Origin of the sequence: Blautia sp. MCC270, assembly GCF_018785605.1 — a bacterium.
Lineage (GTDB): Bacteria > Bacillota > Clostridia > Lachnospirales > Lachnospiraceae > Blautia_A > Blautia_A fusiformis.
The window spans coordinates 76,135-85,444 of sequence record NZ_WQQD01000018.1 but is presented as its reverse complement, the minus strand read 5'-3'; the positions used below and the strand labels follow the sequence as shown (position 1 = coordinate 85,444).

Genomic DNA, 9,310 nt, shown 5'->3' with positions numbered 1-9,310 from the left:
ACCCTGGCTTCTGTGGATGAGCATTCCATTTGCGCTGTCAGCAGTACTGCTTTTCACAGTGCCGCGTACAACAGGGATGCTTCAGTTTCTGTATCTCTTTGTAACCTATAACTTCTGTACGACCATATGCTATACAGCGATCAATCTTCCATATGGAAGCCTTTCTTCAATGATGATCCGCGAATCATCAGAGAGAGATAAACTCAGTGTATTGAGAATGGGACTGTCACCTATCGGAAAGATCGTTGCAGCAACCTGTACACTGCCGCTTGTAAAGCTTCTTGGAAATGATCAGGCTGCATGGATCAAGGTTATGAGTGTATGGGCAGTGCTTGCACTTGCACTTCTGCTTCTCTGCTTCTTCAGATGTGAGGAAAAGGTTCAGATCGAAGCAAGAAAGAAAGATGAGAAGCTTCCGATTCCGACAATGCTGAAGGCACTTTTTGCAAATCAGTATTTTTGGGCAGTAATGCTTCTGTGGACAGTACAGAGTGTATCCTTTACGATCACAGGAACCATTCTTCCGTACTACTGCAAATATATTTTCAACAATGATACATGGATGTACAGCGCACTGTTCCTTACAGAAACCCTGGTTCTGGTAGTGGGAATCTTCATCTGCTCACCGTTGATCAAGAAATTCGGAAAAAGAAATATCGCATTTGTCGGCGGATTTGTTGCACTTGGCGGCCAGATTCTGTTTTTCCTGAATCCATACAGCTTCGGCTTCATGGTTATGAGCTGTGTCACACGTGCCATCGGACTTGCTCCACTGAACGCAGTTGTATTCAGTATGGTTGGTGATGTAGTAGAGTTCGGACAGTGGAAAAACCATATCCGTCAGGAAAGTCTGATCTTTGCAGGTGGTTCCATCGGAACAAAAGTTGGCGCAGGTCTTGCCTCCGCAGTGATCACAGGTCTTTTAAGCAGTTCCGGATATGTAAGCTCATCGGCAGGAATAACTGCACAGCCGGAAACAGCACTGGAGATGATCGTTTCTCTTTATAAATTTGGACCGATCCTCATTGCAGCAGTGATCATTGTAACGCTTTTTGGATATAAGCTTGACAAAATGTATCCGGCGATCATGCAGGAGCTTACCGAGCGCGAGGCACACGGACAGTTATAAATATTTTATTGTAAAACATATATTCAACCGCAAACAGGAAATCAGGCAGGGGTAGGATACTCCTGCTGTTTCCTGCGTTTATGGGCATATAGCATAGAGAGGCGTATATCCGCTTTACGGAAGGGAGGAGTTCTATGTTAAAAAGTATCCGGGCAAAGATATTACTGGCGATCCTGACAGTAACCATGTTTACTGCCTGTTCTCTTACGGGGGTATTTTATTTTCGGGCAGCAGGGATGATCGAAGAAAATTATTCCGGGATCCTGTATGGACGGATGCAGCAGACTATAAAAGATCTGGACGAATCCCTGAAAGAGATTTATTATGTGAATACGAGAACTGCCTGGGATACAGATATACGGAATAATGCGAAGGACTACAGCTGTACAGGAAATGAAAACAGCTTGGAAAATATGGCCGGGCTTCTCCGGGAACACAGTCGGGAATATAAAGATATCAACTCCCTTTACTTTGTCTTTCCAGACAAAAAAATGGCTGTGACTTCTGAGGAATTTCCGGTAAACAAGCAGGGGATTTCAGGAGAACATATCGAGGAATTGGAAAAAATACAGGAACTGGATTCCTTTCCGGTTCTTGTGGAATCTCCGATCCATGAAGGCGGCAGCTTTCTTTCTGTGATCCAGAAGGTAGAGGATGATAACGGAGAGATTCTGGGGTATGTTGTCGCAGATATCAGGGAACGGGCAATTTATTACGAATATCTGGAAGCTGTCAATGATGAAAAGATCACCAGAATAGTTCTGGTAGACAGAAATGATGAAATCGTGACATCCGGAGACTACAGTGACATTGGAAAAACATTTCCGGAGATTGCAGGCCAGAATGTTCCAAAAATAGAAGGCTATGCAGAAAAAAACGGTGTGATCTCTTTTTTCAGCAGAGGTAGCTTTTCAGACTGCGGCTTATATCTGGAGGTACCGAAAAAAGAAGTTTTAAGCGGACTTTCCCGGATGCGGCTCTTTCTGATCGGAATATTTGGTGCAGTTTTTGTGGCAGCTGTGCTGCTGGCACTGTGGCTCTCCAGAGTAGTCTGCGGACCGCTCAGATCCATGACTGGCACGGTTGAGAAGGTTGGTGAGGGAGATTTGAGCCTCCGTACAGAAGTGACTACTGCTGATGAAATCGGAACCCTCGGAAAAGAATTCAACCACATGCTGGATTATATCGAAGCTCTGATCGCCCAGGTGATCGAAGAGGAACAGCAGAAAAAAGATGCAGAGCTGGAAGCACTGCAGTATCAGATCACACCGCATTTTATGTATAATACATTGAACTCCATCAAATTTGCGGCATTTCTGAAAGGGGAAAAAGAGCTGGCGGGGCTTATTGGAGATTTCGTGGAGCTTCTGCAGGCCAGTATCAACAAAAAGGGAAGCTTCCTTTCTGTTGCCGATGAGATCCATATACTGAAAAATTATATCCATCTGCAGGATTTTCGCTATCAGGGAAGCTTTCAGGTGAAATATGAGATCTCTGAGGAAGCATACCGGTGCTATATTCCAAGACTGATCCTTCAGCCGCTTGTGGAGAATGCTCTTCTTCACGGGATCGACATCAAACGGCAAACAGGAAAAATCTGGATCAGCGGAAACGTAAGTGAAGGAAAGCTGATCCTCATAGTAAAGGATAACGGCAGAGGAATGACAAAAGAGCAGATCCGAGATCTTTTTAACAGTCATGCAAAAAAAACAAACGGACTTTCCGCAGTGGGGATTCCAAATGTAAAAGAACGCCTGGAGCTTTATTACGGGACGCAGGGAGGAATGGAATACGTAAGCAGTGGAAACGGTACAGAGGTCACGGTATTTCTGCCTGCGATCTATGATATGCCTGAAGAAGGGAGAAAAAATTAATGTACAGAACACTGGTGGCAGATGATGATTTTCTTGTAAGGAGCTATCTCAAAACCCTGGATTCCTGGGAAAAAGCAGGATATGAGATCGTGGATGATGCAGAAGACGGGGAGGAAGCTTATGGATTCCTTCAGAAAGAAAAAATCGATGTTCTTGTGACGGATCTTACCATGCCTGTGATGGATGGAATTGAGCTGATCAGAAAGATCCGTGAGGAAAACAGGGATATCTATATTATCGTGCTCAGCTGTCATGATGATTTTGAATATGTAAAAGAGGCCATGCGTCTTGGGGCGGATGAATATGTATTAAAGAACAGTCTGGACGAGGATAGTCTTTATGATACTCTGGAAAAATCAGCCCGGCTGATCGAGAAGCGCAGAGAAAAAAGTCAGGAACAGGCACGGACGAGAAAGCTGATCCATCTGGGAAGTCACGCTCTGAAGTATTATTTTTTTAACGGACTGATCTCGGGGATGCTGAAAAATCAGGCACGTGAGGAAAAGCGTGTGGAAGCCGGAATCGCCGGGAAATATTTTAACAGTGCTGTGATCTGTATGTTTATGGAGAACTGGGCAGAGAGGGAAAGACAATGGACGCCGCTGGAAGTGGAACAGTATTCCCATCATTTCCGTCACAGACTGCTGGAACGTACGGAGGAGCTTCTTGGGACAGAAAGTGAATTTACGGAAGTGGTCTATCTTGGCGCAGGGATTTTTTGCTGTTTTCTTGATCTTTCCGGAGACTGCAGGACATCGGCTATGCAGCAGAGACTGACTGAGGCAGTAGCGATTTGCTACCGGCACTGTCAGGAGAATCTTTGTGATTTTGGTATCAGTGTCAGCAGTGTCTGCATGGGAGAGGATGGGATCCGCCAGGCTTATCAGCAGGCCAGAGAAATGATGAAGCTGCATTTTTATGAGAAAAAAGAGATCCTTTATTTTGAAGGGCGGAAGAAAGCGGACAGTGTTTTACCGGAAAGTGCTGAGAAGCTGGAAGGGCAGATTTCCAAGCTGAAGGCAGGGAAAGACCGAAAGAAAGCTGAGGAGCTTTGGACACAGGTTCTCGCTGACTGTCAGGATCGCTATACCGATGGAAGACTTTTGGTACAGTGGCTTAAGAAATTGAATCAGATAGCCGGAATTGAGAAAGAGCCCATCTGGTATGGAGATATCGAAAGCTTTGAGAAATTCAGGGAAAAGGGCAGTGCCTGTATTTCACAGCTTTTTGTGGGGGAAGAGGATGCTGTTCCGGAGGGGATCTCTGCTGCTGTGAAAAAAGCACTGGAGTTTATCCGGGAACATTATGAAGCGCCGATCAGCCTTCAGGATGCAGCAGATGCGGCGGAGGTAAATCCTGCTTATCTCAGTTATCTTTTCAAACAGGAGATGAAGATCGGTTTTTCCAATTATGTGCAGGAGCTTCGGATCGACTGTGCAAAGAAGCTTCTTTCAGAGACGAACTGTAAAGTTAAGGATGTGGCGTTGCGTTCCGGGTTTGGAGATTATCATTATTTTTCCAAGATATTTAAGAAGTTTACGGGCTTAAGTCCTGCGGAATACAGAAAAGAATCCGGATTATCATAGAAAGAGGTGCTTAGTATGGGAGTTACTATAAGGCAGATCGCGGAAGCTGCCGGTGTTTCCAGAGGTACTGTTGACAGAGCGTTAAATAACAGGGGCAGGATCCGTCCGGAGGTTGCTGAGAGGATCCGTGCCATTGCTGATGAGATGGGGTATAAGCCGAATCAACTGGGCCGTGCTCTATCCATGAGCAGAAATAATATTAAGATCGGCGTGATCCTGCAGGGTGCGGAAACACCTTTTATGAAAGAAGTTCTGAAGGGAATCCAGGAGGCGTGCGCTGAGGTGGATAATCTTGGTGGTACAGTCCTGGTCCATAAGATCGAGCATCAGAATGCGGAGGATGTTATTCTCGCTATGGAGAAGATGCGGATGGAAGAGGTTAGTGGTATTGCAATGGTTCCTTTGGATGAGGAACGTGTGAAAAGGGAAATTGACCGGTTTGTAGAGGAATTTCGGATCCCGGTGGTGACGTTTACTTCGGATGTGGAGGATACGAAACGGCTTTGCTTTGTAGGGCAGAACGGTGTGCAGTGTGGCCGTGCGGCTGCGGGGCTTATGGGGGAGCTGACCGGTGGAAAAGGAAAGGTTGTTGTGATTTCCGGCTATAGTACCAATACTTCTCTGAGCAGCAGGGTGGTTGGATTCCGTGAGGAAATTGCGCGGAAGTATCCTGGGATTGAGATCATTGGGCCGGAGTATTGCTTTGAGGAGAATGGCAGGGCCAGGGAAATTACGGAAGGGATATTTAAGGATGTTCCGGATCTTGACGGGATATATCTTACTTCTCATGGGGAGGAGGGGGTGTGTGAGGCAATTGTCGGAGCGGGGAAAGCTGGTCAGGTGAAGATGGTTGCCAATGATTTTATGGGGCGGAATTATGAGCTGATGAGGGAAGGATTTATTCATTTCCTGATCGGGCAGGATGCCAGGATACAGGGGTATGAGCCGGTGATGATTTTGTTCCGGCTGCTGTTTAATGGGGAAGCGCCGGAGAGGGCGAAGATTTTTACGGAAATATATATAAGGAATGAGTATACGATTCCGGAGGGGAGACACTGAAGTGGGGTGTCTCCTTTTTTTGTGCGGAGGGACGCCGCGGAAGGGGATGCTGTCTGGTCTGCGGCTTCGTCGGGGGCTGGCTTCTAGGACGCCGGAAATCTGCTAAAAGCGTTTTTAAAAAGTCCGAACTCGCGGCCTGCTGCCGCTCAGACAGCGGACTTTTGAAAAACAACGCAGATTCCCGCCGTCCAAGAATCAGCTCCCCTCCTGCAGAAGCAGAGCCAGACAGCATCCCCTTCCGCGGCTGGTGTTTCCAGCGAGAAAAAATGTCGTTTGACGATAGGTTGTGGGTCGGCAGCGCTGCGCTGGACGACTGCAAGGGCTGAGTTTGCGTCTGTTTGCCGGGAGAGTTGTGGGCATCGGCGCTGCGCTGGATGCTTGAAGGGATGTAAGCTGTGATGCTGTGCTGGATGTTTGGAGGGTGGTGGGGTGTGAGAGGTTTGGGGTAATTGTATGGGGATGTGTTGGAGATGTTTTCGGTGAAGTTGACCTAAAAATATTGCATATTGTGGCTAAAAATAGTTCTCGTCATTTTTAATAGAAAAAAGATGGTAATATTGTACAATATTAGGGGTTGCGATTTGTGTGTTGCGATGATATTATATTAAGCATAAAGAGCGTGTTCGGACACGCAAAGAGATTACATTGGGAAAATAAATCAAAAGGAGATCAAAACTATGATTAAAGTTGGTATTATCGGAGCAGGTAGAATTGGTAGAGTTCATATTACTAGTATTACAACAAGGGTGCCGGATGCGGTGATCAAGACGGTTGCAGATCCTTTCTTAAATGATGAGACTGCTGCATGGGCTAAGAGCATGGGTGTTGAGCACACGACTAAGGATTATAAGGAGATCATCAATGATCCTGAGATTTCCGCAGTTCTGATCTGTTCTTCTACAGATACTCATTCTCCGATTTCTGTAGAGGCTATCAAGGCTGGCAAGCATGTTTTTTGTGAGAAACCGATCGATCATGACATTGCCAAGATCAAAGAGGTTATCGATGCTCTTGAGGGCACAAATCTGAAATATCAGGTTGGTTTTAACAGAAGATTCGACCATAACTTTGAGTCTCTTCAGCAGGCTGTTGCAGCTGGTAAGGTTGGTAAACCGGAGATCATCAAGATCACTTCCCGCGATCCTGAGCCGCCTAGCATTGATTATGTTAAGGTTTCCGGTGGCATGTTCCTGGATATGACAATTCATGATTTCGATATGGTTCGTTATCTTGCAGGCTGCGATGCTACAGAGGTTTATGTTCAGAGCGCAAATCTGGTTGATCCGGCTATTGGTGAGGCTGGGGATGTTGATACAGCTGTTATCACTCTTCAGATGGAGAATGGTGCTATTGCTGTTATCGATAACTGCAGAAGAGCTTCTTATGGCTATGATCAGAGAGCTGAGGTTTTCGGTTCTGATGGTATGGCTGCTATTTCCAATGACAGCCAGTCTTCCACAGTGATCAGCAATGCTGAGGGTGTTACAGGTGAGAAGCCGATGTTCTTCTTCCTTGAGAGATACATGGACGCTTATGGTAAAGAGGTTGCAGCATTTATTGATGCGATCGTTAATGACAAAGAGACACCTCTTAATGTTTATGATGGTTTGAAACCGGTGTTAATGGGTCTTGCAGCTAAGAAATCCAGCGAGGAGCACAGACCGGTTAAGATTTCTGAGATTATGGAATAATTCAAATAAAAAGGAGAATTGACCAATGTTTGATAAGAATAAAGTAAAGCTTGGTATTGCACCAATTGCATGGACAAATGATGATATGCCGGATCTTGGCAAAGAGAATACTTTTGAGCAGTGCGTCAGTGAGATGGCTCTTGCCGGTTTCACAGGCTCCGAGGTGGGCAACAAGTATCCGAAGGATCCTGAGGTTCTTAAGAAGGCTCTTGAGCTTCGTGGTGTTGAGATCTGTAACCAGTGGTTCTCAAGCTTCCTGATTACCAAACCGTTTGAGGAGGTTGAGAAGGAGTTCCGTGCCCAGCTTACTTTCCTGAAAGCTATGGGTGCGAAAGTGATCGGCGCATCTGAGCAGAGCCACAGTGTTCAGGGCCAGATGGATACTCCGATTTTCGGACATAAATATGAGATGAATGACGAAGAGTGGGATACCTTCTGCACAGGTATGAACAAGCTTGGTAAGATCGCAAAAGAGGAGTATGGTATTGCTCTTACTTTCCATCATCATATGGGTACTGTTGTACAGAGCCTTGATGAGGTTGATCGTATGATGGAGAATACAGATCCTGAATATGTAAGTCTTCTTTTTGATACCGGTCACTTTACATACTGTGGAGAGGATCCTCTTGAGGTTGTAAAGAAATATGTTCACAGGATCAAACATGTTCATTTGAAGGATATCCGTCCGGAAGTTGTTGAGCAGGTTAAGAAAGAAAACATGAGCTTCCTTGCAGGCGTAAGAGCCGGTGCCTTCACGATTCCGGGAGATGGATGCATCAATTATGATCCGATCTTCAAGGTTCTCGAGGATGCAGGCTACGAAGGATATATGGTTGTTGAGGCTGAGCAGGATCCGGCTAAGGCTAATCCGCTTGAGTATGCGATCCGTGCAAGAAAATTCATTGCTGAGAAGACAGGCTTATAATTACGACAGGAAAATAGGTGCATGCTGATGTACAGTTAAGCGGAATAAAGATGTCCGCTTTGCATAGAAAAAGCGGTATCAGCCAGTAGTGCTTTGACACCGCTTTTTTCTGTAAGAAGATGCAAACAGTGTACGATAAACAGGACAGGAGGGCCGAATCATGGCACTTGTGAAAATGAAAGATCTGCTGAGACGTGCCGAAGAGAAAAATATTGGCTGCGGTGCTTTCAGTGTTGGTAATATGGAAATGGTAAGAGGTGCGATCCGTGCAGCAGAAGAACTGGATACTCCGATCATCCTTCAGATCGCGGAGGTGCGTTTGAAAAATTCTCCGCTTCACCTGATGGGACCGATGATGGTACAGGCTGCAAAGGAGGCTAAGGTGGATGTGGCTGTCCATCTGGATCATGGTCTTACTTTTGAGACGGTTGACAAGGCTCTGGAGCTTGGCTTTACATCGGTTATGCTGGATGCTTCTACGCTTCCTTTTGAAGAAAACATCGCCAGAGTAAAGGCCGTTGTGGAGAAAGCACGTAAATACGGCGCTACAGTTGAGGCTGAGCTGGGACTTGTGGGCGGAAGTGAGGATGGAAGTTGTGACCACGGTATCCGCTGCACAGATCCGGATGATGCGGTCGTTTACGCAAGAGAGACAGGTATTGATGCGCTTGCAGTTGCCATCGGGAATGCCCATGGTAATTATCCGGTAGCGCCGACGCTTGCTTTTGATGTATTGGAGAAGATCCATGAGAAAGTGGATATTCCGCTGGTTCTTCATGGCGGCAGTGGCATCACCGATAAAGATTTCCAGAGGGCGATCTCTCTTGGCATCCGTAAGGTGAATATTGCCACAGCAAGCTTTAACAGCCTGACAGCTCATGTGGAGAAATATATGGAATCAACAGACAAGCATAATTTCTTTGACCTCAATGAGGCTATGGTCCAGGGTACTTACGAGAATGTGAAGAAACATATTCTTGTATTTAATGAGCCATATCAGGAGTAGGCCAAGGATTTTCTTGTAAAAAAAGAAAAGGTCTGATAAG

General features: G+C 45.9%; 7 protein-coding genes. All 7 read left to right on the top strand.

Going from position 1 to position 9,310, the window contains the following annotated elements; translation table 11 throughout:
• Positions 1-1,129, top strand: a 1,129-nt coding sequence (locus GPK58_RS07000; RefSeq protein WP_215638408.1) for an MFS transporter, incomplete at its 5' end; no start/stop codon positions are given.
• Between the two features lie 134 nt (positions 1,130-1,263).
• Positions 1,264-3,003 (top strand): cache domain-containing sensor histidine kinase, encoded by a 1,740-nt coding sequence (locus GPK58_RS06995; RefSeq protein ID WP_215638407.1) that lies wholly within the window; start codon positions 1,264-1,266, stop codon positions 3,001-3,003.
• Positions 3,003-4,589: a response regulator transcription factor gene (locus tag GPK58_RS06990; protein ID WP_215638406.1), complete on the top strand. Its 1,587-nt coding sequence runs from the start codon at positions 3,003-3,005 to the stop codon at positions 4,587-4,589. The genes GPK58_RS06995 and GPK58_RS06990 overlap by 1 nt, the downstream gene beginning before the upstream one ends.
• Before the next feature lie 15 nt (positions 4,590-4,604).
• Positions 4,605-5,648, top strand: coding sequence for a LacI family DNA-binding transcriptional regulator (locus GPK58_RS06985; protein ID WP_215638405.1), 1,044 nt, complete (start codon positions 4,605-4,607; stop codon positions 5,646-5,648).
• Between the two features lie 677 nt (positions 5,649-6,325).
• Positions 6,326-7,339 (top strand): inositol 2-dehydrogenase, encoded by a 1,014-nt coding sequence (gene iolG / locus GPK58_RS06980; protein ID WP_015524414.1) that lies wholly within the window; start codon positions 6,326-6,328, stop codon positions 7,337-7,339.
• A 25-nt stretch (positions 7,340-7,364) separates the two neighbouring features.
• A complete protein-coding gene (gene iolE, locus GPK58_RS06975; protein ID WP_215638404.1) occupies positions 7,365-8,264 on the top strand; it encodes a myo-inosose-2 dehydratase in 900 nt (299 codons plus the stop codon).
• A 160-nt stretch (positions 8,265-8,424) separates the two neighbouring features.
• Positions 8,425-9,270, top strand: coding sequence for a class II fructose-bisphosphate aldolase (locus tag GPK58_RS06970; protein WP_215638403.1), 846 nt, complete (start codon positions 8,425-8,427; stop codon positions 9,268-9,270).
• The last annotated feature ends 40 nt before the right edge of the window (positions 9,271-9,310 follow it).

Bases quoted from the DNA above. Each gene is read 5' to 3' on its own strand.
- GPK58_RS06995 (WP_215638407.1), top strand. From the start codon at position 1,264: ATGTTAAAAAGTATCCGGGCAAAGATATTACTGGCGATCCTGACAGTA.
- GPK58_RS06990 (WP_215638406.1), top strand. From the start codon at position 3,003: ATGTACAGAACACTGGTGGCAGATGATGATTTTCTTGTAAGGAGCTAT.
- GPK58_RS06985 (WP_215638405.1), top strand. From the start codon at position 4,605: ATGGGAGTTACTATAAGGCAGATCGCGGAAGCTGCCGGTGTTTCCAGA.
- iolG (WP_015524414.1), top strand. From the start codon at position 6,326: ATGATTAAAGTTGGTATTATCGGAGCAGGTAGAATTGGTAGAGTTCAT.
- iolE (WP_215638404.1), top strand. From the start codon at position 7,365: ATGTTTGATAAGAATAAAGTAAAGCTTGGTATTGCACCAATTGCATGG.
- GPK58_RS06970 (WP_215638403.1), top strand. From the start codon at position 8,425: ATGGCACTTGTGAAAATGAAAGATCTGCTGAGACGTGCCGAAGAGAAA.